Raw genomic sequence first — 24,046 nt, forward strand, 5'->3', positions numbered from 1 at the left:
TGAAAAAACGATCCTCGTTTTGTAGTGATCCTCAAGATTAGATTTTTTGGTCTAACTTGTAAGGTTCGCTTCAATTCTAAGGATCGTTTTATCAAGAATTCAATCAAGTTTCAATTATTCGCAGACACAGCTTGACGGTAATCAAATAGGCAAATAGATAGACGACTGCTGCAACTGCCGCAAACAAATGAGCGACCCAATACCCAGGACTGTCGATGATTTGGGTGAAGGTATTGATGGCAAAGACGGCATGCAAGATCGCCAGTAGCGTACCTGGCATAAAAATCCAGATGTTTTGCCAGTAAACGAGTTTGCGTACTTCTTTTCGGGTGTAACCTAGTTTGGTCAATAATCGGTAATTGTGTTTCTCCCGCTCGGTATTTGAAAATTGCCGAACGATCAAACTGCTGGATGTCGTGATCAAAACGATCACACCTACAAATAATGACACAAACAAAACGATTCCTGCTTGCCGCCGCACGCCGCGCATCGTTGTAAAACGATTCGCTAAGGTCAGTCGATATGCGGTCATCTGGTTATTCTCACTGGTGGAATCTCGGGCAGTCTCTGGATAAAAACGCACGCTTTTTTGGTCATCGCTAAACTCATAGGTCAAAGGATGCGTCCACTCAATCGGCAGCTCTTCATCTAGCAGCTGAGTCAAGCTCTCCGTTTGCACCTTGTCTGTTTGTAAATAAGCAACGCTATAGGTGAAGCCCTCAACTTGCTGGTACGCATCATCTTGGATGACAAGGACATTCGGCAAGGAATAGCGCAAGGCAGAATCCCCAAAATAATCCTGTTCTGCTTGAATGAGTTTGAACGTATGTTGACTGCCGATTTTGACCTCATCGCGATAGGTGATAAACGAACGAGTCACATCGTATTGACTGTCAAAAAGCACCGCTTGTTTATCGGTACTCAGTTGAATCTCCGGGGCATCGGGAACCAGTTTTCGCAGACGCTGATAATCAGAAAAAGCGACCAGATTCACCATGATATTTTCAATATTTTCGTCTTGCAACTCTCCAAGGTAACGGGTTTGAACCGTCATATTGGTCATTTTATAGGGAATCGATTGTTCGGCAATAATCGGTGTATCGGCTTTTTCTAAAAGGTCCCGCAAGGTATCTGCCTGCTCTTCTGACACTTGAAAGGACGTTGGATAAATGCGGTTCGTTGCTTGATAGTTTAATGAGATGACCCCCATCGTTCCCCCGATCAGGGAGATTGCGATCGCTGTGATGATCGTCAAAAGCGCATAGCTTTTCCACGTTCTTTGCAAGTAAGCCCGCACGTTATTGTAAGCAATCAGTTTCGCCCCTTTGATAAGACGTTTTTTCGGCTTGCTCAAAAAATATAACAGTGCCGGTAACGAGCAATCAAAAAAAAGATAGGTTGCCGTCACACAACAAAACAGAATCAATAAAGGAATCCATAAAATTGCTGAAAAATCTTGTGTGTACGTGATATAGTTGGTCCAAGTTTCCCGCAGGGTCAAAGACAAATAGTAGCCTACCCCCAGTAGAATCAGACCTAGAACCCCCATTAATGAACGAAACGGGGTCATTTTCATTTTCTTGATCGGTAAGCGGTATTCAGTCTTAATCAGCTCACTCATTGGGGTACGCCATACAAAAAGGATCACTTGAATACTCAAAATAATCATCGCCGCGATAAAGACAAAAACCGTTGAAAAAATCGATTGGGGCGAATTAAAGAAATGACTCGTTAAATTCAAGCCCATCGCTCGAATCAAAATCATAGAAAAAAATTTCGAAAAAATAATCCCCATAAAGATGCCGGTCACTAAAGAGAAAAAGTTCAATAGAAACGTTTCCCGCAGCAACAGCCAAGCCAGACGACCTTGCCGCAGCCCCAAAAGCTGGTAAACACTGATTTCTTTTTGCCGCTGACTAAGAAAAAAATGATTGGCACTCAGCATAAAAAACAAGACGACAAAGGCAACCACACTGCTGCCGAATCCTAAAACCCCTTCAATGCGGATATCTTGCTGGACCCGTTGATTCAGCAGACGATCATTCATCAGGGCGTTAAAGGAATAAAAAATCATCACAGCGGTCATCATACAAATAAAGTACACCATATAGTTGCGAAACTGCCGCAAAAAACTCCGCCAGCCGATTTTAAACAACATGGCGCGGACCGCCTCCAATCGTTGCCTGCATATCGATGATTTTTTCAAAAAATTCCTGACGCCCGCCTTTTTTGACGACTTCTGCAAAGAAGACACCGTCTCGGATGAATAAAATTCGGTTGCAGTAGCTGGCGGTGAAAGGATCATGCGTGACCATCAAGATCGTCGTTTTTTCTTGTTGATTGATTTGCGCTAGATACCGTAACAATTCTGTTGCCGCTTTTGAATCAAGGGCTCCCGTGGGTTCATCAGCAAAAAGGACCGCCGGACGACTGATGATCGCCCGAGCAGCAGCGACCCTTTGTTTTTGCCCTACAGACAATTCTTCTGGGTAGCGATCTAACAAGTGCTCGATTCCTAACAAATTGGCCGTTTGTTCAATGCGCTCTTGGGTTTCACTTACGGGCAAGCGATCAATGGCAAGGGGAAGCAAGATATTGTCTCTGGCAGTCAACGTCTCTAAAAGATTAAAGTCTTGAAAGATAAAACCGATCTGCTGACGACGAAAATCACTGAGGGCTTTTTCCGACATTCGGGTAATGTCTTTGCCATCGATATAGATCGAGCCTAAGCTAGGTCGCATGATTGAAGACAACAGATTCATCAAGGTCGTTTTCCCAGCGCCGCTGGGCCCCATGACCCCGACAAATTCTCCTTGATCCACTGCAAAAGAAAGGTTATCTAATACTTTGGTTTGATTGAAACGAGTGCCGTAACTTTTGGTCAGATGTTTCACATCAATCATATTTTTCACATAGAACCCTCCTTTAATAAAATTCTCTCCTTATGGTAGCATACTTTTTCATTGAATACTTCTGCTTCAAAACAGAGAAAAAATAAATTTAAAAAAGTTTTTTATTCATTATGTGAAACATGGAACAACCAAATCCTTAATCTTATCAGTTTTCTCAGAAAACACCCCAATGAATATACACCATATATTGTGCATATCCAATTTACCAACCCTTATTCACCACTATATATAGTTGCTCATTTCTACAATTTGTTTTATTATATTGAGGAAGATAAGGAGTGGTAGAAATGATGAACATTAAGAGAAATCCTGAGCAAGGGTTGGAAAGACAGTCCGCTTTGCGTCAGTTAAAAATCGTAAAACGTGATGGACGGCTTGTCGATTTTGATGATCAAAAAATTTACGATGCGTTAGTGAAAGCCCTAAGAAAAATCAACGGCGAGCTTTCTCCCATCGACCACGAAAAAATCACCGAGATCGTTGACAGTGTCGATCACGAGATCGCGGAACGTTTTCGTACGAATGTAAAAATCTATGAGATCCAAAATATCGTCGAGCATATCTTATTAGCAAAAAACGAGTATGCCTTGGCTGAAGAATATATCAACTATCGGACCCGTCGTGATTTCGAGCGCAGCAAAGCCACAGACATCAACTTTACGATCAACAAATTGATGAATAAAGATCAATCGGTCGTCAATGAGAATGCCAATAAAGATAGCAATGTGTTCAATACACAACGTGATTTGACCGCTGGGATCGTAGGAAAATCGATCGGTTTGAAAATGCTCCCTCCTCACGTGGCAAATGCTCACCAAAAAGGCGACATTCATTACCATGACTTGGATTATCATCCTTACACCCCAATGACCAACTGCTGCTTGATCGATTTTAAAGGCATGCTGAATAATGGGTTTAAAATTGGGAACGCCGAAGTGGAATCGCCAAAATCGATCCAAACGGCCACCGCTCAAATCTCACAAATCATTGCAAACGTAGCATCGAGTCAATATGGCGGCTGTTCTGCTGATCGAACAGATGAATTATTGGCTCCTTTTGCTGAGTTGAATTATCAAAAGCATCTAAAAGATGCCGAAGAATGGATCGAGGCACCTGAACGTCGAGAAGCTTACGCGAAGAGCAAAACACGCAAAGATATCTACGACGCAATGCAAAGTCTAGAATACGAAATCAATACGTTATTCACCTCGAACGGGCAAACGCCGTTTACTTCCCTTGGCTTTGGTTTAGGAACCAACTGGTTCGAACGGGAGATCCAACGAGCGATTCTCCAAATTCGCATCAACGGGTTAGGCAGTGAAAAGCGTACCGCTATTTTTCCAAAATTGATCTTTAGTATTCGCCGTGGCGTCAACTTGGCCCCTACCGATCCGAACTATGATATTAAAGAACTGGCTTTAGAGTGTGCCACCAAACGGATGTATCCTGATATTTTGAATTATGATAAATTGGTTGAATTGACCGGCAGCTTTAAAGTGCCGATGGGCTGTCGTTCTTTCTTGCAAGGCTGGAAAAACGAACGTGGTGAAGAAATCAATGTCGGTCGGATGAATCTAGGTGTCGTGACATTGAATATTCCCCGGATCGCCTTAGAAGCAAATGGTGATCAAGAAAAATTCTGGACGCTGCTGGAAGATCGTCTGCAAATCGTCAAGGATGCTCTTGTCTATCGGGTGGAGCGCTGTAAAGAAGCCAGCCCTGCGAATGCGCCGATCCTCTACATGTACGGAGCCTTTGGTGAACGTTTAGATCGCAAAGACAATGTAAATGAACTATTCAAAAACAAACGTGCTACTGTTTCTCTTGGATATATCGGTTTGTATGAAGCTGCTTCGGCTTTTTATGGTGGAACATGGGAACAAGATCCAGAAGCAAAAGCCTTTACCCTAGCGATCGTGAAAGAATTGAAAGCTCATGCTGATGCCTGGGGCGATGAATACGGCTATCATTTCAGCGTGTACTCAACGCCTAGTGAAAGCCTGACTGATCGTTTCTGCCGCTTGGATACCGAAAAATTCGGTGAAGTTGAAAACATTACCGACAAAGAATACTACACCAATAGCTTCCACTATGATGTGCGGAAAAATCCGACACCATTTGAAAAACTTGATTTTGAAAAAGAGTATCCAAAATACTGTTCTGGCGGGTTTATTCATTACTGCGAATACCCAGTCTTGCAGCAAAATCCAAAAGCGTTAGAAGCGGTTTGGGATTACGCTTATGATCGGGTCGCCTATCTTGGAACAAATACCCCTATCGACCACTGTTACGAGTGTGGGTATGAAGGAGACTTCAACCCAACCGAACGGGGCTTTGAATGTCCACAATGTGGCAATCATGACCCAAAAAGTTGTGACGTCGTCAAAAGAACCTGTGGGTATCTTGGAAATCCTCAAGCTCGTCCAATGGTCAATGGACGGCACAAAGAAATTTCTGCCCGGGTCAAACATTTGCAAGAATAAACGAAAAAGGAGTGCTAGAATTCTTCTACACTCCTTTTCTTGAAGACCAATCCCTGTAATTCATGATAGAAAGAAGTTTTCCTATGAGAAATCCGAAACCTAAAGAATGGCAAGCCAAAGAATATAGCCAAAATTATATTGCTGATTACAAAGCCTTCAACTTTGTTGATGGTGAAGGCATTCGAAATAGTTTATACGTGAGCGGCTGTCTCTTTGCTTGCGAAGGCTGTTTCAACAAAGCAGTCCAAAACTTTCGCTATGGCACACCTTTTACGCAAGAACTAGAGGATCGAATCATCGAAGATCTGCGACATGAGTATGTCCAAGGACTGACCCTCCTAGGCGGCGAACCTTTCCTGAACACGACAGTCTGTCTGAAAGTCGTTGATCGGGTTCGTGCTGAATTTGGGCACAGCAAAGATATTTGGAGCTGGTCAGGCTACACCTATGAAGAATTGCTTTTGGAAACACCCGATAAATTGGAACTTTTATCCAAAATCGATATTTTAGTCGACGGTCGTTTTGAACTGAGCAAACGAAATTTAAACTTGCAGTTTCGCGGCAGCAGCAATCAACGAATCATTGATCTTGCTGCATCTCGGGAACAAGGAAAAGCGGTTATCTGGGCAAAGTGCAAAGATGCTGAAGCAAGCTACGAACAAATCAAAAAACAAATTTAAAAACTAAAAACACCGTGCATCTTGAGGTGACCCCAAAAGTTAGACCAAAAAATCGAACTTTTGGCGGTCACCTCCTCTTCCTTCAAAGATGATGCACGGTGTTTTTTTATGTTATCTCAACTCAGTGACCAAGCTTTTTACAGGTACTTACTTGCTTCACGAATCGTCAAAGGCGCCAGACTTGTTTGATAGCGAAGCAGAAAGTCTTGGACCCACTGAGGATTCGTCTTGCCATAATCTCGTAAGCTCCAGCCAATGGCTTTGTTGATAAAGAATTCAGAACTCCCCAAATTATTGACGAGGACCTCTTCAAGCAGTGGTCGATCCATCTGTTCTTTTTGCAGCAGTTGATGGAGTATTGCCACTCGCCGCAGCCAAAGATTTTCCTCAAGACTCCAGCGAAGCATTTCAGCTTTTAACGCTGGCAGTCGGCGAACTAGTTTTCTGACAACCTCACTTAGGGCGTCCACGCTATCCCACCAAGCTTTTGTTATGACTAGCTGTTCAATTTTTGCCAGATCGATGGCTGCTAGAAACGGCTCCATCACCACTAAATAATCAATCGCAAGGTATTGGTGTTCCCGATAGCTGCTTTGCCAACAATGATCGATAAAGTCCCAATCAACCGTTTTCGTTTGTTTTGCTGCTTTGAAGGTCGCTTTCTCCTGCTGGCGGCGCAACGGCGTAGGAATGCCTAAAAAATCAAACTGATGCCGCATGTAGGCGGCCATTTTTTCACTTCGCTCCTGATTAGCCAATCCTGTCATCGTGTCATATACTTGATAGAGTGTCATTTTGCTCCTCCTCTTCAGCCTACTGCTCGTCAGATAGTTGCCATAAGGGCAGTACGATATTTTCATAGGTCAGTGGATCAAGATTTGTGACGGTGATCCCCAAAAGACGGATGCCTTTTTCCAGACCTAAAATTTCTTCCCAAATCAGACTTGCTTCGGAAAATAACTGTTCTTTTTTATGAACATAGGTTGGCAAGGTCACTCGCTTGGTGATCGTAGAGTAATCACTGTAACGAACTTTCAACACGACCGTCTTGCCATGTTTTTGTGTGCGCTTCAGTGATCTTTCGACTTCTTCTGCGATAGCCCGTAACTGGCTCAATACTTGTTCTTCACTGGTTAATGGATTGCCGTATGTATGCTCTTTTCCAACTGATTTCCGTTCTCTCGTCACACTAACTGGGGAATCATGGATACCTCTAACTTTCCGATACAAGGAATACCCCATTTTGCCAAATTCACGAATCAGCGCCATCTCACTCCAGCCATACAGATCAGCTCCTGTAAAAATACCTAACTCATGCATCCGCGGAACAGTTTTCTTCCCGATCCCGTGAAATTTATCAATGGGTAATTGTTGCAAAAATGCCACTGCCTCATCTGGCATCACCACCGTCAATCCTCGTGGTTTATGATAATCCGAAGACAGTTTTGCCAAGAATTTGTTGTAACTGACTCCTGCCGAACAGGTCAGATGAGTCTCTTGCCAGATGTCTCGTTGAATCAAACGAGCGATCTTAATTGCTGAAGGACAATTGATCTTGTTGACTGTGACATCTAGATACGCTTCATCAATAGAAACTGGTTCGATGATGTCGGTGTACCGATGAAAAATTTCTCTGACTTGCTGGGACACTTCACGATACTTTTGATGATTTCCCGGTTTAAAAATCGCTTGCGGACAAAGCTCATAGGCTTTTTGCGCACTCATTGCCGAGTGGATGCCATATTGTCGTGCCAGATAATTGGCGGTCGTGACCACTCCTCGGCCGCCAGTATCACTTGGGTGACGGGCAATGACGAGGGGATGCTTGGCAAGCTCTGGATCATCCCGTTCTTCCACCGAAGCAAAAAAAGCATCCATATCAATATGAATAATTTTGCGGCTCGTATCATTTTTTAAGGGAAATTGCAGTTCCGACATCGTTGTTCACCTCACTTCTTATTATAAACGAACAGAGGTTCCCTATCAAGCAAGGAATCGAGGGAAGCACGCAAAAAGGACCAACCTTCATTGGTCCTTCCTTCTACATTCACTGCTTTTGCGGCCCTCTTCATGGTCCAAGAAGTTCTACTATAAGGCAGCTTCCCCTCGTTCATTAGTGCGAATCCGAATCGCTTCTTCCAACGGGTAGACGAATATTTTGCCGTCACCGACTTCATCTGTCCGACAGATCGATACAATCAGCTCAATCACCTCATCGACTTTTTCATCTGCTAAAACAAAACGGACATTTACTTTTGGTAAAAGAGTTGTGATCACTTCTTGGCCACGAATAAACTCTTTGAGCCCTTTTTGATTGCCGCAGCCCAGTACTTGACTGACTGTCATGCCGCTGATTAAATCAGACTGGTCCAAAGCGGCCTTTAGTTCTTCTAATTTTTCTTGGCGAATAATCGCTTCAACTTTTTTCATGACTGCTCCTCCACTCTTAAGAGTCTAACCCCATAAAGGTAGGATAGGCCGTTTCGTCATGTTCGATCCGATCCATCCCCACTGCTTCTTCTTGTTGCGATACGCGAATCGGCATTACCCATTTGATCAAAGTGATAATGACAAAGGATAAGATACCTGCAAATAGAATCGTAAATACGATACTTTCGGCTTGTGCGAGAAAAAGATCAACGCCGCCATAGAGCAATCCTGACCGTCCACCCACTGCTGGATCCGCAAAGATCCCCGTCATCAAACCACCGAAGATCCCGCCTACCCCATGGCAGCCAAAGGCATCCAGCGCATCATCTAAGCCTAATCGATGTTTGATGACAGAAATAAAGAAGTAGCAAAACGGACTGACTAAAGCGCCAATGATAAAGGAAGACCAAAGCGAGACAAATCCCGCACCTGGTGTGATGGCAACTAAGCCCACGACGGCTCCAGTACACGCACCAACGACCGTCGGTTTGCCCAACACGATTTTTTCGATCAGCATCCAAGAAAGCATCGCACTGGCTGCTGCCGTATTCGTGGTCATTAGGGCGTGGATCGCTAGACCATCAGCTGCTAACGCAGAGCCAGCATTAAAGCCAAACCAGCCAAACCATAAAAGGCCAGCACCTAGTACAACAAAGGGAATATTATGAGGACGATATTCGGTTTGATGAAATTCTCGCCGCTTACCGACAACGATCGCTAAGACTAACCCACTGATACCCGAACTGATATGAACGACATTGCCTCCTGCAAAATCGATCGAGCCGATCGCATCTAAAAAACCGCCGCCCCATACCATATGTGCCATTGGAAAATACACGAGAACTAGCCAGAAGCCGATAAATAGGAAAATAGCTGAGAAACGCATTCTGCCCACGACAGATCCAGTAATGATCGCCGTTGTGATCAAGGCAAACATCATTTGAAAGGCCGCAAATAACCCTTCAGGAATCCCTTCTCCTTCTGTCATCGAGACATGATTGAAAAAGACTTTATCTAAATTCCCAATAAATGAGCCTGTGCCGCTAAAAGATAAGGTATACCCTAAAGCGACCCATAGCACAGACGCCAAGCCCATCGTACAAATCACCATCATCATGGTATTGAGGATGTTTTTGCGACGTTCCAATCCTCCGTAAAAAAATGCCAATGCTGGAGTCATAAGAAAAACCATGCCGCTACAAATTAAAATAAATGCAATATTCCCTGTGTTCATTTTTGACGCCTCCTTTTCTTTATGTTAGCTATCCTAACATCATATTTTCAAATAATCTAGATTTTTCTGAGAAAATCGTGAATTTTCTGAAAATAGCTAACTGTCGATGTCAGATAATTTAACACAAGTCCGAAAAAAGACAAAAAAATACCGAGAGAATTCTCGGTATGATTACGTTTCTAATTGATGGTAGGCTTGATAAACAAGCTGTTTCTTCACTTGATTGCGTTTAGCCACTTCTTTGATGGCTTCTTTTGAGGACAAGTCTGCCTCTTTCATCAAGGCTGCCACCTGTTCAGCATAGCTTCCTTCATAAACGACTTCAGGGATTTCAGAAGCGCCTTCCACTAATAGACAGCATTCCCCTTTGATTGGTTGTTGGTCGAGGTATTCAATCAATTCTGAAAAGGTCCCTCGCAAGTATTCTTCGTGGATTTTCGTCAATTCACGGCAGATAACTGCTTGACGTTCTCCCAATACCTCTTTCATCGTTTCGATCGTCGCTGCGATTCGATACGGTGACTCATAAAAAATCATCGTAGCTTCTTGGCTTGCCAATTCACTTAACGCTTGCTTTTGTTCTTTTTTCTTACGAGGTAAAAAGCCATAAAAAAGATTCGGCTGCGGTGATAAGCCAGAAGCGATCAGCGCGGTCAAACCAGCCGTAGGTCCTGGGAGCGCAATCACTGCGATTCCTTCGACCAAGCACGCCTTGACTAATTCATGACCTGGATCACTAATGGAGGGCATACCAGCATCACTGCATTGGGCAATAGTCTTGCCCATTTGCAGCTGTTCTATCAGCTGTGGCACCCGTTCTTTATAATTGTGTTCATGTAAGCTTTTTTGCGGTGTCGCAATCTCAAAATGATTTAACAATTTCTGGGTATTTCGAGTATCTTCACTTGCGATCAGGTCCGCTTCTTTTAAAATTTTGACACATCGGAACGTCATATCTTCCAAGTTACCGATCGGTGTTGGAACAAGATACAGTTTTCCAGTGTCATGTTTATAACTTTGCTGCTTTTGCATGTACTGCTCCTTTCGAAAAAAAGACCAGCAGAAACTGATCTTTTTTCTAACGAACCGCTTCGTCTGTCAGCTATTTGCCGCTTTCACGATAGATCACTTCTAGACAAAACGCACAAGGTTCGTCATGTTCTCTGCGAGAACCGTATAAGTCATAACAAACATGAAATCCTTCTTCGTAAATCTTTTCTAAATTCATCCGTGATTTAGAAAGCTCTTGTTTGACCGATTCAGCGGGTGCATCTGCCACTTGGTTCAACTCACGAATGTGTTCACGTAAGCGTTGATTTTCCAATTCTAATGTCGTATTTTTTTCGACGATTTCTTGCAAAGACTGCTTCATTTCCGCTAGATTATTCAAGGAATTTTGCAACTCCACTTCTAACTGATTCAATCCGTCATATATTGATCGTTTGTCCATGCTCATTATGGTCACCTACTTATTTTGTCACTAGTTCTTCATAATCATACTCGATTGGTGTTTGCCGATCATGCAAACGGACTTTGATCACTCGGCTCAACAGATCCAGCCCAACCACACGTCCTTTGCCATCTGGCGTTTCAACTTCCTTGCCGCGATCCGGCAATTCTTTTTTTGCACGCTCATACTCTTCACTTTCGTACTTAAGACAACACATCAAACGACCACATAACCCTGAAATTTTTGCAGGATTTAAGGAGAGTCCTTGATCCTTAGCCATCTTGATGGACACTGGGATAAAATCGCCTAAAAACGTCGCACAGCATAGTTTGCGACCGCAGGGTCCAACTCCGCCTAGCGCCTTTGCTTCATCCCTGACACCAATTTGGCGCAGTTCGATCCGTGTATGAAATTCACTTGCCAAGTCTTTGACCAACTCACGAAAATCAACGCGGCTTTCTGCCGTGAACGAAAAAATCAGTTTTGTGCGCTCAAAGGTATATGCCACCCGAATCAGCTTCATTGGCAGCTGGTGTGCTCGGATTTTTTCTTTCCCAATTTTCAACGCTTCGTCTGCTGCTTTTTGATTGGCGGCAGCTTGCTCCAAATCTTTTTTCGTCGCTCGACGCAGGATCGGTTTGACTGCTTGAGGCAAATCGCTCTCATTCATTTTTCTGCTTTTGGTAACCACCGTGGCAAGACATTTGGCATCTTGTGATTCCACGATGACTTGTTCATTTATGGTATAGGTCTGTTTTTTTGGTGTGTAAAAATAAATCTGGCCTACGTCATGATAACGCACTCCGACAACTTCGATCATCTCTGGTCTCCTTTTCCGGCTGCTGCGTTTTATCCATAGATGATTTTCACGGAAAATTGTTCTGCCACTCCTTGGAAAGACACATTGGCTTGCAATTTTTTTTGTGCTTGCAATGCGGCTTCAATGGCACGATTGATCTCTTTTCCCCATAAACCTTGTGCCAACAATCGATCTCGTTCCTCTTGAAAGTAAAATAACAAGAGCAAAAAGATTTCTGATTGCTGATTTTTTTCTTTTGCTAGACCCAATAATTTTTTCTGAACAAAAATAAATGCTTGCGGGTCTTTCTTCAAAAGGTAATTCACCCAACGCTTAACAGCATCCTTAGTTTCATTAAACCATTCATCCTGCGAGATTTCAACTGCTTTATGATAACTATTAGTCAAGTGGCTCAGAAGTCGACTCGTCTCTTTGGAAAGTCCTTCTTCTTGCAGCTTCTCCTGTAGTTTTTCTTTTGACAGCGGCGAAAAATGAATGATCTGACAGCGAGACTGAATCGTCGGCAAAATACGTCCTAAACTCTCGGTTTCTAAAATCGCCAAAAAGTTTCCCACCGGTTCTTCTAAAAACTTTAATAGGCTGTTGGCAGCGCTGTTGTTCATTTTGTCTGCTTGAGACAAAATAAAGATTTTCAGACGACTTTCAAAGCCGCTTTTTGAGAACTCCTCTTGCAGCTGCCGAATCTGGTCGACTTTGATCATCTGCCCATCCGGCTCGATTTGGATGACGTCAGGATGCTCTCCTTGGGCGATCCGCAGACAATTGCTGCATGTGCCGCACGGGGCTTCTTCTTGCACATTGGTACAAAAAAGGCGTTTTGCGAGCCACAGACTTAATTCGTGCTTGCCAGTCCCCTTGTCCCCTTCAAAAAGATAAGCATGAGCAATGCGCCCATGCTTGATACTTTTTTTTAGTTGGGCAAAAACAAGAGGCTGATATTCTTGTAGAAATAACTCCTCCATGAAAAGCTCCTTTTTTAATATTGATGGAATCCGTCAACCGGTAGCACGAACACAGTTGCTCCGCCGACTTCGACTTCGACTGGATAAGGAACTTGACCGTCTAAGGAAATGTCTAAAGACATCGGTGTCGAGACATATTGTTTTCTTGATTGACAGGTTTTTTTGATCAATTCTAATGCATCTTGTACCCGATCGTCTTCAATACCAATGATAAACGTACTGTTGCCAGCCTTTAAAAACCCACCCGTTGAGGACAATTTTGTAGCACGGATATTGGCATCAATAAACTCATTTGCCAAACGATTACTGTCTTTGTCTTGTACGATTGCCATAATTAATTTCATGGGACCATCTCCTTTGTGTTATCCAACCTACTCTAGATTGACTTGAAGTAAGCAGGATACGATTCAACGATTGCTGAATAGCTGGATTCAACAACTTCTTGTAACCCCATTCTAGCATCAATCTTATGAATGCGTACAGGATTTTCTTCCGCCAGCTTAAGATACGCATGACGAACCCGTTGGTGAAACTCCAATCCTTCCGAATCTAAGCGGTCATATTGATGTGCGCGGTTTTCTTGGATGCGACGCAAGCCAGTATCAGAGTCAACATCTAGATACAAGGTAAAATCAGGCGTCGTTCCTTCCGTCGCAAACTCGTTGATCCGTGCGATCTCAGGAATCCCGATGCGGCGTCCAGCTCCTTGATAGGCAAGCGAACTGTCAACAAAGCGGTCACAAATCACGATGTGTCCAGCATTTAATGCCGGCAGGACAACCTCAATCAAGTGTTGGCGGCGGGCCGCTGCATAAAGTAAGGCTTCCGTCCGCTCATCCATTTCTTCATTTCGCGGATCTAAAATAATTTTACGAATCTTTTCAGCGATTTTAACTCCGCCAGGTTCTCTTGTTTTCACGATTTTTCTTGTTGCTTCAAGCTGTAACCGAGGATACAACTCTTCGATCACACTGGTTTTTCCAGCACCATCCGGTCCTTCGATGGTTATAAACAATCCATTCACCCTAATTGCCTCCAATATCTTTATAATTCTCGGCGACCTTCTACTGCTTTTAGCAAGGTCACTTCATCCGCGTATTCAATATCGCTGCCCACAGATAAGCCATGAGCCAAACGCGTGACTTTAATACCAGCAGGCTTGATCAAACGTGACATATACATCGCCGTTGCTTCACCTTCCGTGGTCGCATTGGTCGCAATAATCACTTCTTTGACCTGATCATCATGCAGCCGCTGTATCAGCGATGCAATGTTGATATCTTCTGGACCTGTCCCTTCCATCGGGGATAACACGCCATGCAGCACATGATAAAGTCCATGATACTCCCGGACTTTTTCTAGTGCCATGACATCTTTAGGCTCTTCAACCACTAAAATCGTTTCTTTGTCTCTTGTTGGATCACTACAGATCTCACAAGGATCTTCTTCAGTTATATTTCCGCAAATACTGCAAAAGTGCAAATCTCGTTTGACACTAAGCAACGATTTGGCAAACTCATTGACGACTTCTTCTTTCATATCGATCGTATAAAATGCCAAACGTGTCGCGGTTTTTTGTCCGATTCCCGGCAGTTTCATGTAACTGTCGATCAATCGGGCGATCGGTTCAGGATATTGCACCGTCATTTCTCCTTTTATAGACCCGGAATGTTTCTTGTGTATTTGCCCATCGTTTGTTCCGATTCTTTTTCAATTTTCTTCAATCCGTCATTGACAGCTAAAATGATCATATCTTGCAGCATTTCCACATCGTCAGCATCAACGATCGCTTCATTGATAGTAATGTCTTGTAACGTCTTATCGCCAGTATAGGTCGCTTTGACATAGCCATTTGTCGATTCGCCGATAAATTGTTTGCTGTTCAGCGCTTCTTGTTCTTTCATCATTTCTTTTTGCATTTTTTGCATTTGTTTCATCATGCCTTGCATATTTCCCATGCCTCGCATCATTATCAATCACTCCATTTTCATTAATTTTCTTCAATGCTGGTTAATTCACCAAATAACTCTTGCGCTTTTGTTACTAAGTCGTCATTTTCAGGTTCGACAGGAGCGGCTTCGGTCTCTTCTTGGTCTACTTCAATTTCCGTATCTGCCGTTGCTTGACCGCCGGCCAAAAACTCTTGCCGTAGTGCTGGCCAACTTTCTTTTGTGATAAAGACAGCCTGGGGGGCGTAGTCTTTGATCATGCGAGACAATTGATTATGGATCATCAATTGAAACTCTTGGTCGTTACTTGCTCGCTGGCATAAGATCTCATAGTCAAAAGCGATCACGACGCCCGATTCGCTGGCAGCTTTTGCTTCACTGGAATGCAGCATCGCTCTTTGCGTCACGGAAAGAGACATCAAAAGATCGTCCCAAACATTGCGAACGTTTGCCAAGTCTTTCTTCGTTGCACTTTTCAGTACTTGGAACACGCGTTCCTTTGGTAAACGGAACGTAGTGGTCGCCTTGGCTTTCTTCACTGGCGCAGTGGTTTCCGCAACGGCACCTGCCGGTCGATTCTCCTGCAGTCGTTGCACCTCTGCCTGAAGTTTTTGCAATGCTTGCCGTAACTGCGCCACTTCTTGACTATTATCAGCTGAATTGCTAGCAACAGCAGCACTTTCTGGATCATTGGCTAATTTGACCACAGCCACTTCCAAATAAATCGTAGGATTGTTCGTAAATCGTACTTCATTTTGCGTATCGTTTAAGACCGTGATCCAGTGATAGATTTTTGCTGGCGGGGTATTTTTTGCCAGTGTTTGAAACGCTTCAGTCAACTGCAGCGACTTTTCAGATAGCAGCTGCGGCGCTTGTTGATACATCAGCAAGTCTCGACAATAAACCAACAAGTTTTCCAATAAACGTCGGGCTTCTTTACCAGAGTCTAATAACTCCCGCAAGGTCGCTAACGCATCGGCAACTTCTTTTTCCCCGCAAGCCTGCATCAGACGGTCCATCATTTCATAGGACAAGCTGCCCGTCACTTCAAGAGCATCTTGGGTCGTTACGGTTCCATCACTAAAAGCGATCGCCTGGTCGGTGATACTCAAGGCATCCCGCATACCGCCTTCTGCGGCTCGCGCAATGATCTGTAAAGCTTCTGCTTCATAATTGATCTCACTAGTAGTAAGGACCGTTTCTAAATGACCCACGATATCTTGCGTATTGATCCGTTTGAAATCAAAGCGTTGGGTTCGGGAAATGATCGTTGCTGGAATCTTATGGGGCTCTGTTGTTGCCAAAATAAAGACAACATTTTTCCGTGGTTCTTCCAATGTTTTTAGTAAAGCGTTGAATGCGCCTGTTGACAACATGTGCACTTCATCAATGATATAAACTTTGTATTCAGCTTGAGTCGGTGCATAGTTCGCACGATCACGAATAAAGCGAATTTCTTCTACACCGTTGTTGCTTGCCGCATCGATTTCGATCACGTCTTCTTGCGTCCCTGCTGTGATTGAGCGACACATGTCGCACTCATTGCAAGGCTCACCGTTGACCTGGTTCGGACAATTGATGGCTTTGGCAAAAATTTTCGCTGCACTTGTTTTCCCGGTTCCTCGAGGACCCGTAAATAAATAGGCATGCGAGATCTGGTTTTGATCGATTGCATTTTTTAAGGTTTGGGTAATTGCTTTTTGTCCGACAACATCATCAAAACGCTGAGAACGCCAAACACGATATAATGCTTGATAAGCCATAGTTTTCCACACTCATTTCAAAATTCGCTACCTTCTATTATACGTAATATCAGCCAAAAAAACCACCGTTTGCGTGGGGGAATCTCAAAAGAAATGGAAATTTAATCCGCAACCTACCATTTGTCTCTTTTATTCAAATCCACCTGCGAACGAACCGTTTATTGATGGATTTTGCGAAAAAATCCTCTCCAACTTTAGACTGATAACGTAAATCTCACCTCCTATGGTATAATGAATCTATGTTCATCTATTGTGATGAAAACAATTTAAAGGAGGACTGAAAATGGGTATTATCAAAGCGGCAACAAGCGCAATTGGCGGCGGATTAGCAGATCAATGGCTAGAGGTGATCGAGCCTGACAATATGAGCGATTCGACAGTAATGACAAAAGGTGTCAAAGTGCGGCGTAATGACAAACGCGGTTCCAACAGAAAAGGCACGGAAGATGTCATCACTGATGGCTCAGTGATCCATGTCTATCCGAATATGATGATGTTATTGGTTGATGGCGGGCGAATCATCGATTATACCGCCGAAGAAGGCTACTATACAGTGAAAAACGAATTAGCGCCTTCAATGTTAAACGGTTCATTGAAAGATGCGATTTCTGAAACGTTTGACCGCTTTAAGTTTGGTGGCGTTACACCGCAAAAACAACAAGTTTTTTATATCAATCTACAAGAAATCAAAGGGATTCGCTTCGGTACTTCCTCGCCTTTGAATTATTTTGACAACTTTTACAACGCAGAACTTTTCTTGCGGGCGCACGGAAACTATTCCTTACGAATTACCGATCCAATTTTGTTCTATACGAATGCGATCCCAAAAAACAAAAGTCAAGTCGATATCAACGACATCAACGAGCAGTACTTAGCTGAATTTTTGACCGCCCTACAAACAGCGATCAACAAAATGTCCGCTGATGGCGAACGAATTTCTTACGTTCCATCTAAGAGCATGGAATTAAGCAAATATATGGGAACAGTTCTTGATGACAGCTGGCGAGAACTCCGAGGAATGGAAATCGTTTCGGTTGCCGTCGCAAGCATCTCTTATACGGATGATTCCGTAAAATTGATCAACATGCGGAACCAAGGGGCAATGTTAGGTGACCCTTCGATTCGTGAAGGCTATGTTCAAGGTTCGGTAGCTCGTGGTATGGAATCTGCCGGTAGCAATGCCGCTGGCGCTACGACTGGGTTTGTTGGCATGGGCATGGGGATGAACGCTGGTGGCGGTTATTTGAACCAAGCGTCACAAAATAACCAACAGCAGATGCAGCAGCAACAAGCACCTGCACAAAGCAACGCAGATCATTGGGACTGCCCACAATGCGGCACATCTAATACTGGTAAATTCTGCAGCAATTGCGGCACGCCTAAACCAACGAGCGATGGACCAAGTCTGAAAATGAAATGCAGCGATTGTGGTGAAGTGATCGATTTAGCCAACGGCATTCCAAAATTCTGTCCGAATTGCGGCAAACCTTTCAAAGGTGTCCCAGTAGACTAATTGAGGAGGATTGCTGATGGATGTTATCACACATAAGTGCCCCAATTGCGGGGGCGCTTTAACCTTTGATCCTGGCGATCAAAAATTTCATTGTCCATTTTGTCTGAGTATTTTTACTGAAGACGAAGTCACTGCCTTTGAAGAAAAGCAAAAAGAAGCGCAAATGGCCGCTGATTCTTCTGTAGATGCCACGGCTACCTCAGTGACGGAGCCGAGCCTTGAAGAAGAAGTGCAGCAACAAGCCAATGCACAAGCGGGACAGATGGACCTTTTCACCTGCCCCAGCTGCGGTGCTGAAATCGTGACGGATGCGACTACAGCTGCAACCTATTGCTACTTTTGCCATAACCCGGTCGTTTTATCTGGACGGCTTTCGGGAGAATTTTTGCCAAACAAAGTCCTTCCCTTTGCGATCGAAAAAGAAGAAGCAACGCAAAAGTTTTTAGAATGGGCGCAAAAGAAAAAATTCGTCCCACGGGATTTCTTCGACCAAGCACAAGTAGAGAAATTGACTGGCGTATACTTCCCTTATTGGGTCGTCGATGCCGAGATGAACGGCTCCCTCTCAGGAATGGGTACCTCCTTGCGAATTTGGCGCGTTGGTGATATTGAATATACTGAACACAAACAATACGATGTCTTGCGACGAGGAAAAATCAAGGTGAATGAATTGCTCAAGCATGCGCTGTCAAAAAACGTCCAACAAAAAATGGTAACTGGCGTTCAGCCGTTTCCCCTTGAAAAAGCTGTTAATTTTCGCAGTCAGTATTTAGCCGGCTTCCAAGCAGAAAAAAGAGACATTGAATACATTGATCTTTCCGACGAAGTCAAAAACGAATTATCGGGGTATGCTGAAAACCTGTTAGCAGGTACCGTCAATGGCTATACTAGTTTTAAACGCAACAATCGATCCATCAATCTAACAAAAGAAGAAAACAATTACGTTTTGCTTCCTGTATGGCTAGTGACCTATCGAGCCGATGATGAAAACAAGAGTGCCTTTTATTATGCGATGAATGGGCAAACAGGAAAAGTCAGCGGTGTTTTACCAATCAGTTACAAACGCTTGGGAATCGTCAGTGGCGCAATTTTCGCGGCAACGACCATCCTCGCATTGATTGGAGCGTATTTCTTATGAAAAAACTATCCTATTTGTTGCTTCTGCTGGTTGGCTTTTTCTTCACCACCCTGCCCGCCTTCGCAGCCGAAGAGACAGTCGCAGACCACGCTGGACTTTTTACCGAACAAGAAATCCAGAAGTTGAATGAAGAAGCAGAAGCGCTGAATGCGAAAATCAAAGGCGAAGTGTTTATTCAAACAACGAACAGCAACACGGGAGATATCGAGTTGTATACTAATCGATATCTTTCAAGACGGATCGGCAACGACAACAATGGATCCGCTTTGGTGATCGATATGTCGCAACGTAAATTTCACGTTTCGACTTCTGGAAATATGATCGATTACCTCACTGACTCACGTCTAGACAAGCTACTTGATGCAGTATTTGACCAGATGGCAGAGGGAAATTATTACCAAGCGGCATTGGTCTATCTGCAAAAAGCGGCTGGTTTTGTGGAAGCAGGTGTTCCTGCCGATCACTATCGTATCGATCGTGATACTGGAAAAATTACTTATTACAAAGTGATGACGCCACTAGAAATTGCTATTTGCTTAGCAATCGCAGCAGTGATCAGTATCGCCTTTTTCATCATTGTTAAATCCCGTTACCAATTAAAAATGGGCGGCTACAAATTTAACTATCTAGAAAAATCAAGTATTGATCTGACCCAAAAAGAAGATCGCTTAGTCAACTCCTTTGTCACAACCAGACGCATCCCCCGTCCTTCGAATAATGGCGGTGGCGGCGGTGGCGGCGGCAGTACGACCCACTCTTCTGGTGGCGGTACTTTCGGCGGCGGCGGACGCAGTTTCTAATCGTTAAATAGTTGTTTTGAATGTAAAAAAGAGTTCCTTCAAACGGGAACTCTTTTTTTTGCTGCTATTCATACCATGAATCGACAAGATCCTTTAGCTATCGTCACAATGATTTTGACCCTATCGCAGGTAAAGATATAGAGATCCTTTTGATAATTTCAAATGCACCTCATCGATTTTACTTGAGTATGCTTTTTATTCAAATCATTTCCTTAAACACAGAGAAATCAATATTGCCGCCGGAGACCAAAGCCACAGTTTTCTTTCCTCGAAGTAAATGATCGATCTGTCCGCTTAAAATCGCCGCTGTACTTAATGCACCAGCACCTTCTGCAATGACTTTTTCCTTCAAAGCCAAGTAATGGATCGCTTGTTCGATGTCGGATTCTTCAACTAAGACCGTTTCATCGATACGGGTCTTCAAAACATCATAGGTCAGCTCCCCTGCTAAAGCAACATCACAGCCATCGGCGATCGTTCTACTGCGGCGATTGGCTACCAGCTTTTGCTGCCAGATCGATGCGATCATACCATAAACGCCATAGGATTGAACGCCGATGATTTTGACTTCTGGACGAAGTTCTTTTAAGGCTAAAGCCATCCCAGCGATCAACCCACCACCGCCAATGGGAATAATGACATTATCAACATCTGGAAGATCCTCCAACAGTTCGATCGCAATCGTTCCTTGCCCCTCCATTACTGCACGATCATCAAAGGGAGAGACAAAAACTTCGCCACTGTCTTTCATGGCGTCTACTGTCAGTTGTTTGGTTTCATCAAACGTCTCTCCTGCTAAAACGACTTGTGCGCCATAGCTTCTTGTCGCCTCTATTTTTGTTTTAGCAGCCGTTAATGGCATAAAGATTCGGACATTGATCCCCAGTAACGATCCTGCGAGAGCAACACCTTGCGCATGATTTCCTGCAGAACAGGCGATGACACCGCGAAGTTTTTCTGCATCAGTCAATGAAGCGAGCTTGTTATACGCCCCCCGCGCTTTAAAGGAGCCGGTACGCTGTAGATTTTCTAATTTCAAAAATATCGTGCCCTCTTTTTCTTTGCCTAAAATATTACTTGGTGCAAGTGGTGTATGGATCATGATTGGTTTCAATCGTCGATACGCAGCAGCGATCCCCAGACTGTCCGTCAACACTTCCTCAATCACAAACGTTCCCCCTTTTTTGTTTTTTTATACTCTCATTGAAGCACAGAACTTGTAGAAAAACAAACTGGGGAACTCGTACAAGCAAAGAGCACTTCCCAATCCTTTACACGTCAATGTCACCAACTATTCTTACAGAAGAATTTTCAGAAAATAATGACATTTCTTTTCTGAAGTGCTATACTTAGAAAAATTAAAAAAGGGTGTGAACGAATGACAATCGATTGGTCAAATTTAGGGTTTTCTTATATGAAGACGCCATGGCGTTTTTTGGCAACATGGAAAGACGGTTCTTGGAATGAAGGCGAACTTACCGAGGATAATTATCTGCATATCCACGAGGGATCAACCGCTCTTCATTATGGACAACAATGTTTTGAAGGACTAAAAGCCTACCGAAGAAAAGATGGCGGCATCAATTTGTTCCGTCCAGACGAAAATAGCAAACGGATGAATCGCAGTGCCTATCGCCTGCGCATGCCAGAGGTTCCTGAGGACTTTTTCTTAGATGCGGTAAAACAAGTAGTAAAAGCAAATCAGGAATATGTTCCACCTTATGGCAGCGGCGCCACCTTGTATATTCGTCCTCTATTGATTGGGGTCGGAGAAAACATCGGTGTCAGTCCAGCACCAGAGTATATTTTTACGGTTTTTTGTATGCCTGTCGGTCCTTACTTTAAGGGCGGATTGACACCGACCAATTTCATTGTTTCTGATTATGATCGCGCGGCACCAAATGGTACTGGCGCAGCCAAAGTTGGTGGAAATTATGCTGCGAGTTTGTTGCCTGGATACGAAGCCCATCAGCGGAAATTTTCCGACTGCATCTATCTGGATCCAGAAACGCATACCAAAATCGAAGAAGTCGGTTCTGCTAACTTTTTCGGAATCACGGCTGACAATGAATTTGTGACACCAAAATCTCCTTCTATTTTGCCAAGTATCACAAAATATTCATTGCTGCATCTAGCGCAACACTCATTAGGATTGACCCCTGTTGAAGGCGATGTTTATCTCAATGAGCTGGATCGGTTTGTCGAAGCGGGTGCCTGCGGAACAGCTGCTGTTATCTCCCCAATCGGCGGGATCCAAAACGGTGAGGATTTTCATGTGTTCTATAGTGAAACGGAAGTTGGTCCACAAACAAAAGCATTGTATGATCAATTGACCGGCATTCAATTTGGAGATATTGCGGCCCCAACAGGTTGGATCTTTGATGTCCCATTGAAATAGCCACACCCATAGACCATCATAAAACGAACGGTCCACTGTGATCGTTCGTTTTATTCTCTTTCCGCCAACCAATTCCTTTCCATCAGGAGAGAATTGATTGCCACAACTCTTTCGACTTGTTACAATCATAGCAAAGGGAGGCGTAATGATGGGTAAACGACTCGGCTATTCTTTGCTTGCAACAGCATTGTATTTGGTGGTTTCCAATATCGGTAATCTCGTTTTTGGTATCAACCGCAGCTTTAGCTGGACCACAACATTGTGGGAAGCATTTTTCTTTTTTATTTTTGTGTTCCTATTCCAACAATTCCGAAAAAAATAAGCAGTGATCCTCGCTAGTAAGAAACGGGGATTGCTGCTTATTCCTTTTGCAGGAATTTCATTTACAAAAAAAAAGCGCCAAATCCCTTCATACAAAAGGATTTGACACTAAGAAAAATTATTTAACTGTTACTGAAGCGCCAACTTCTTCTAAAGCTGCTTTCAATGCTTCAGCTTCGTCTTTAGAGATGCCTTCTTTAACTGCTGAAGGAGCTCCGTCAACGACTGCTTTCGCTTCTTTCAAGCCTAAGCCAGTTGCTTCACGAACTGCTTTGATAACTTTAACTTTTTGATCGCCAGCTGCAGTCAATTCTACAGTGAATTCAGTTTGTTCTTCAGCAGCACCAGCATCGCCAGCTCCACCAGCTACAGCTACAGGAGCTGCAGCAGATACGCCAAATTCTTCTTCGATAGCTTTAATTAAATCGTTTAATTCTAAGATTGTCGCGCCTTTTAGCTCTTCGACAATGTTTTCAATGTTCAATGCCATTTTGTTTTCCTCCATTTAAGTAAGTAGTTTAGTTTTTTAATACTGAAAAATCATGCGGCAATTATGCTGCATCTTCTTCTTTTTCTGCCACTGCTTTGACAGCGTAAGCCACGTTGCGGATAGGTGCTTGTAGCACAGATAGCAACATAGAAAGAAGTCCTTCGCGGTTTGGCAATTTCGCCAATGCAGTAATTTCTTCCAATGAAGAAACTTTGCCTTCGATGATACCGCCTTTGATTTCTAAAGCTTTTGCGTCTTTTGCGAAATCGTTAATGATTTTTGCAGGTGCAACAACGTCTTCGTTACTGAATGCTACGGCAGTAGGACCAGTGAATACTTCACCTAAACCTTCTAGACCAGCTTTTTCAGCAGCACGAGAAAGAATTGAGTTTTTGATAACTTTCATCTCAACGTTTGCATCACGCAATTGTTTACGTAAGCGAGTTACTTCATCAACAGTTAGTCCACGGTAGTCAACAACGACTACAGATGCGGCTGCAGAGAATTTTTCACTCACTTCATCAACGATCGCGGATTTTTTTGCGATAGCTGCTTCACTCATTTATATTTCACCTCCTGATTTTGATGGAAGAGTTTCTTCGAAACGAACGGTTCCTTTGTCTTAAAAAAAGACAATAAAAAACTCTATGCCACCGTAGACATAGAGGGACTATTGAAGGTTCTCAATAAACGTCCTCGGTAG

25 protein-coding genes and 1 other annotated feature (1 of these 26 cut by a window edge) are annotated in these 24,046 nt (G+C 43.5%); of the genes, 7 read left to right on the top strand and 18 right to left on the bottom strand.

Features of this window, described 5'->3' with window-relative positions:
• Positions 1-103: 103 nt before the first annotated feature.
• On the bottom strand, positions 104-2,158 hold the full coding sequence (locus tag A5878_RS10165; RefSeq protein WP_060793061.1) for an FtsX-like permease family protein: 2,055 nt from the start codon (positions 2,156-2,158) through the stop codon (positions 104-106).
• Positions 2,148-2,912, bottom strand: a complete 765-nt coding sequence (locus A5878_RS10170) for an ABC transporter ATP-binding protein (RefSeq protein ID WP_005229848.1) — start codon at positions 2,910-2,912, stop codon at positions 2,148-2,150. Before A5878_RS10170 ends, A5878_RS10165 begins: the two co-directional genes overlap by 11 nt.
• A 287-nt stretch (positions 2,913-3,199) precedes the next feature.
• Between A5878_RS10170 and nrdD the strand changes: the two genes are divergently transcribed.
• Positions 3,200-5,395, top strand: a complete 2,196-nt coding sequence (nrdD, locus tag A5878_RS10180; RefSeq protein WP_081116412.1) for an anaerobic ribonucleoside-triphosphate reductase — start codon at positions 3,200-3,202, stop codon at positions 5,393-5,395.
• A gap of 83 nt (positions 5,396-5,478) precedes the next feature.
• The gene (gene nrdG, locus A5878_RS10185) at positions 5,479-6,075 is read left to right on the top strand and encodes an anaerobic ribonucleoside-triphosphate reductase activating protein (protein ID WP_074535177.1); all 597 of its coding nucleotides are present in this window, start codon (positions 5,479-5,481) and stop codon (positions 6,073-6,075) included.
• A 137-nt stretch (positions 6,076-6,212) separates the two neighbouring features.
• Here the strand turns inward: nrdG and A5878_RS10190 are convergent, their stop codons facing one another.
• From A5878_RS10190 to dnaX, 13 genes are all read right to left on the bottom strand, one after another.
• Complete coding sequence (locus A5878_RS10190; protein WP_074535176.1) at positions 6,213-6,869, bottom strand: DNA alkylation repair protein; 657 nt, start codon at positions 6,867-6,869, stop codon at positions 6,213-6,215.
• Between the two features lie 19 nt (positions 6,870-6,888).
• On the bottom strand, positions 6,889-8,013 hold the full coding sequence (dinB, locus tag A5878_RS10195; protein WP_005229832.1) for a DNA polymerase IV: 1,125 nt from the start codon (positions 8,011-8,013) through the stop codon (positions 6,889-6,891).
• A 150-nt stretch (positions 8,014-8,163) separates the two neighbouring features.
• On the bottom strand, positions 8,164-8,505 hold the full coding sequence (locus tag A5878_RS10200; protein ID WP_074535175.1) for a P-II family nitrogen regulator: 342 nt from the start codon (positions 8,503-8,505) through the stop codon (positions 8,164-8,166).
• 16 nt (positions 8,506-8,521) lie between these two features.
• Positions 8,522-9,739, bottom strand: coding sequence for an ammonium transporter (locus A5878_RS10205; RefSeq protein ID WP_074535174.1), 1,218 nt, complete (start codon positions 9,737-9,739; stop codon positions 8,522-8,524).
• Between the two features lie 171 nt (positions 9,740-9,910).
• Positions 9,911-10,771, bottom strand: coding sequence for a 16S rRNA (cytidine(1402)-2'-O)-methyltransferase (rsmI, locus tag A5878_RS10210; RefSeq protein ID WP_005229825.1), 861 nt, complete (start codon positions 10,769-10,771; stop codon positions 9,911-9,913).
• A 70-nt stretch (positions 10,772-10,841) separates the two neighbouring features.
• The gene (locus tag A5878_RS10215) at positions 10,842-11,189 is read right to left on the bottom strand and encodes a DNA replication initiation control protein YabA (RefSeq protein ID WP_026008088.1); all 348 of its coding nucleotides are present in this window, start codon (positions 11,187-11,189) and stop codon (positions 10,842-10,844) included.
• A 19-nt stretch (positions 11,190-11,208) separates the two neighbouring features.
• A complete protein-coding gene (locus A5878_RS10220) occupies positions 11,209-12,009 on the bottom strand; it encodes a stage 0 sporulation family protein (RefSeq protein WP_005229821.1) in 801 nt (266 codons plus the stop codon).
• Positions 12,010-12,038: 29 nt separating this feature from the next.
• Positions 12,039-12,971 (bottom strand): DNA polymerase III subunit delta', encoded by a 933-nt coding sequence (gene holB, locus A5878_RS10225; RefSeq protein ID WP_005231923.1) that lies wholly within the window; start codon positions 12,969-12,971, stop codon positions 12,039-12,041.
• Between the two features lie 14 nt (positions 12,972-12,985).
• A complete protein-coding gene (locus A5878_RS10230) occupies positions 12,986-13,315 on the bottom strand; it encodes a cyclic-di-AMP receptor (RefSeq protein ID WP_005229817.1) in 330 nt (109 codons plus the stop codon).
• A 32-nt stretch (positions 13,316-13,347) separates the two neighbouring features.
• A complete protein-coding gene (tmk, locus tag A5878_RS10235; protein WP_005229815.1) occupies positions 13,348-13,995 on the bottom strand; it encodes a dTMP kinase in 648 nt (215 codons plus the stop codon).
• A 20-nt stretch (positions 13,996-14,015) separates the two neighbouring features.
• Positions 14,016-14,612 carry a recombination mediator RecR gene (gene recR, locus A5878_RS10240; protein ID WP_005229813.1) on the bottom strand — a complete coding sequence of 199 codons (597 nt, stop codon included), beginning with the start codon at positions 14,610-14,612 and terminating at the stop codon, positions 14,016-14,018.
• A gap of 14 nt (positions 14,613-14,626) precedes the next feature.
• Positions 14,627-14,941 (bottom strand): YbaB/EbfC family nucleoid-associated protein, encoded by a 315-nt coding sequence (locus A5878_RS10245; protein ID WP_086295526.1) that lies wholly within the window; start codon positions 14,939-14,941, stop codon positions 14,627-14,629.
• A 20-nt stretch (positions 14,942-14,961) separates the two neighbouring features.
• Positions 14,962-16,683, bottom strand: coding sequence for a DNA polymerase III subunit gamma/tau (gene dnaX, locus A5878_RS10250; protein WP_074535173.1), 1,722 nt, complete (start codon positions 16,681-16,683; stop codon positions 14,962-14,964).
• Between the two features lie 283 nt (positions 16,684-16,966).
• On the opposite strand from dnaX, the gene A5878_RS10255 reads away from it, so the two are divergent.
• Genes A5878_RS10255 through A5878_RS10265 form a run of 3 tightly spaced genes read left to right on the top strand, consistent with a single transcriptional unit; the run spans position 16,967 to position 20,134 of the window.
• Positions 16,967-18,196: an SPFH domain-containing protein gene (locus tag A5878_RS10255; RefSeq protein WP_010749514.1), complete on the top strand. Its 1,230-nt coding sequence runs from the start codon at positions 16,967-16,969 to the stop codon at positions 18,194-18,196.
• Positions 18,197-18,212: 16 nt separating this feature from the next.
• Entirely contained in the window at positions 18,213-19,334 is a 1,122-nt protein-coding gene (locus A5878_RS10260) for a hypothetical protein (protein ID WP_060792259.1), read from the top strand.
• Entirely contained in the window at positions 19,331-20,134 is an 804-nt protein-coding gene (locus A5878_RS10265) for a TPM domain-containing protein (RefSeq protein WP_086295528.1), read from the top strand. The genes A5878_RS10260 and A5878_RS10265 overlap by 4 nt, the downstream gene beginning before the upstream one ends.
• Before the next feature lie 199 nt (positions 20,135-20,333).
• Here the strand turns inward: A5878_RS10265 and A5878_RS10270 are convergent, their stop codons facing one another.
• A complete protein-coding gene (locus tag A5878_RS10270) occupies positions 20,334-21,302 on the bottom strand; it encodes a pyridoxal-phosphate dependent enzyme (RefSeq protein WP_010749511.1) in 969 nt (322 codons plus the stop codon).
• Between the two features lie 210 nt (positions 21,303-21,512).
• On the opposite strand from A5878_RS10270, the gene A5878_RS10275 reads away from it, so the two are divergent.
• Together A5878_RS10275 and A5878_RS17510 are read left to right on the top strand one after the other, a co-directional pair.
• A complete protein-coding gene (locus tag A5878_RS10275) occupies positions 21,513-22,532 on the top strand; it encodes a branched-chain amino acid aminotransferase (protein WP_060792257.1) in 1,020 nt (339 codons plus the stop codon).
• Positions 22,533-22,680: 148 nt separating this feature from the next.
• Entirely contained in the window at positions 22,681-22,854 is a 174-nt protein-coding gene (locus A5878_RS17510) for a hypothetical protein (RefSeq protein WP_005231922.1), read from the top strand.
• A 117-nt stretch (positions 22,855-22,971) separates the two neighbouring features.
• Here A5878_RS17510 and rplL read toward each other — a convergent pair whose 3' ends face one another.
• Entirely contained in the window at positions 22,972-23,343 is a 372-nt protein-coding gene (gene rplL, locus A5878_RS10280; protein WP_003127081.1) for a 50S ribosomal protein L7/L12, read from the bottom strand.
• 61 nt (positions 23,344-23,404) lie between these two features.
• The gene (rplJ, locus tag A5878_RS10285; RefSeq protein WP_016610861.1) at positions 23,405-23,905 is read right to left on the bottom strand and encodes a 50S ribosomal protein L10; all 501 of its coding nucleotides are present in this window, start codon (positions 23,903-23,905) and stop codon (positions 23,405-23,407) included.
• A gap of 65 nt (positions 23,906-23,970) precedes the next feature.
• Positions 23,971-24,046: a sequence feature (ribosomal protein L10 leader region), on the bottom strand; it runs 51 nt beyond the window's last position.

This window comes from Enterococcus sp. 3G6_DIV0642 (assembly GCF_002140635.1).
Lineage (GTDB): Bacteria > Bacillota > Bacilli > Lactobacillales > Enterococcaceae > Enterococcus_D > Enterococcus_D casseliflavus.

Bases quoted from the DNA above. Each gene is read 5' to 3' on its own strand.
- A5878_RS10165 (WP_060793061.1), bottom strand. From the start codon at position 2,158: ATGTTGTTTAAAATCGGCTGGCGGAGTTTTTTGCGGCAGTTTCGCAAC.
- nrdD (WP_081116412.1), top strand. From the start codon at position 3,200: ATGATGAACATTAAGAGAAATCCTGAGCAAGGGTTGGAAAGACAGTCC.
- nrdG (WP_074535177.1), top strand. From the start codon at position 5,479: ATGAGAAATCCGAAACCTAAAGAATGGCAAGCCAAAGAATATAGCCAA.
- A5878_RS10190 (WP_074535176.1), bottom strand. From the start codon at position 6,869: ATGACACTCTATCAAGTATATGACACGATGACAGGATTGGCTAATCAG.
- dinB (WP_005229832.1), bottom strand. From the start codon at position 8,013: ATGTCGGAACTGCAATTTCCCTTAAAAAATGATACGAGCCGCAAAATT.
- A5878_RS10200 (WP_074535175.1), bottom strand. From the start codon at position 8,505: ATGAAAAAAGTTGAAGCGATTATTCGCCAAGAAAAATTAGAAGAACTA.
- A5878_RS10205 (WP_074535174.1), bottom strand. From the start codon at position 9,739: ATGAACACAGGGAATATTGCATTTATTTTAATTTGTAGCGGCATGGTT.
- rsmI (WP_005229825.1), bottom strand. From the start codon at position 10,771: ATGCAAAAGCAGCAAAGTTATAAACATGACACTGGAAAACTGTATCTT.
- A5878_RS10215 (WP_026008088.1), bottom strand. From the start codon at position 11,189: ATGGACAAACGATCAATATATGACGGATTGAATCAGTTAGAAGTGGAG.
- A5878_RS10220 (WP_005229821.1), bottom strand. From the start codon at position 12,009: ATGATCGAAGTTGTCGGAGTGCGTTATCATGACGTAGGCCAGATTTAT.
- holB (WP_005231923.1), bottom strand. From the start codon at position 12,971: ATGGAGGAGTTATTTCTACAAGAATATCAGCCTCTTGTTTTTGCCCAA.
- A5878_RS10230 (WP_005229817.1), bottom strand. From the start codon at position 13,315: ATGAAATTAATTATGGCAATCGTACAAGACAAAGACAGTAATCGTTTG.
- A5878_RS10245 (WP_086295526.1), bottom strand. From the start codon at position 14,941: ATGATGCGAGGCATGGGAAATATGCAAGGCATGATGAAACAAATGCAA.
- dnaX (WP_074535173.1), bottom strand. From the start codon at position 16,683: ATGGCTTATCAAGCATTATATCGTGTTTGGCGTTCTCAGCGTTTTGAT.
- A5878_RS10255 (WP_010749514.1), top strand. From the start codon at position 16,967: ATGGGTATTATCAAAGCGGCAACAAGCGCAATTGGCGGCGGATTAGCA.
- A5878_RS10260 (WP_060792259.1), top strand. From the start codon at position 18,213: ATGGATGTTATCACACATAAGTGCCCCAATTGCGGGGGCGCTTTAACC.
- A5878_RS10265 (WP_086295528.1), top strand. From the start codon at position 19,331: ATGAAAAAACTATCCTATTTGTTGCTTCTGCTGGTTGGCTTTTTCTTC.
- A5878_RS10275 (WP_060792257.1), top strand. From the start codon at position 21,513: ATGACAATCGATTGGTCAAATTTAGGGTTTTCTTATATGAAGACGCCA.
- A5878_RS17510 (WP_005231922.1), top strand. From the start codon at position 22,681: ATGGGTAAACGACTCGGCTATTCTTTGCTTGCAACAGCATTGTATTTG.
- rplL (WP_003127081.1), bottom strand. From the start codon at position 23,343: ATGGCATTGAACATTGAAAACATTGTCGAAGAGCTAAAAGGCGCGACA.
- rplJ (WP_016610861.1), bottom strand. From the start codon at position 23,905: ATGAGTGAAGCAGCTATCGCAAAAAAATCCGCGATCGTTGATGAAGTG.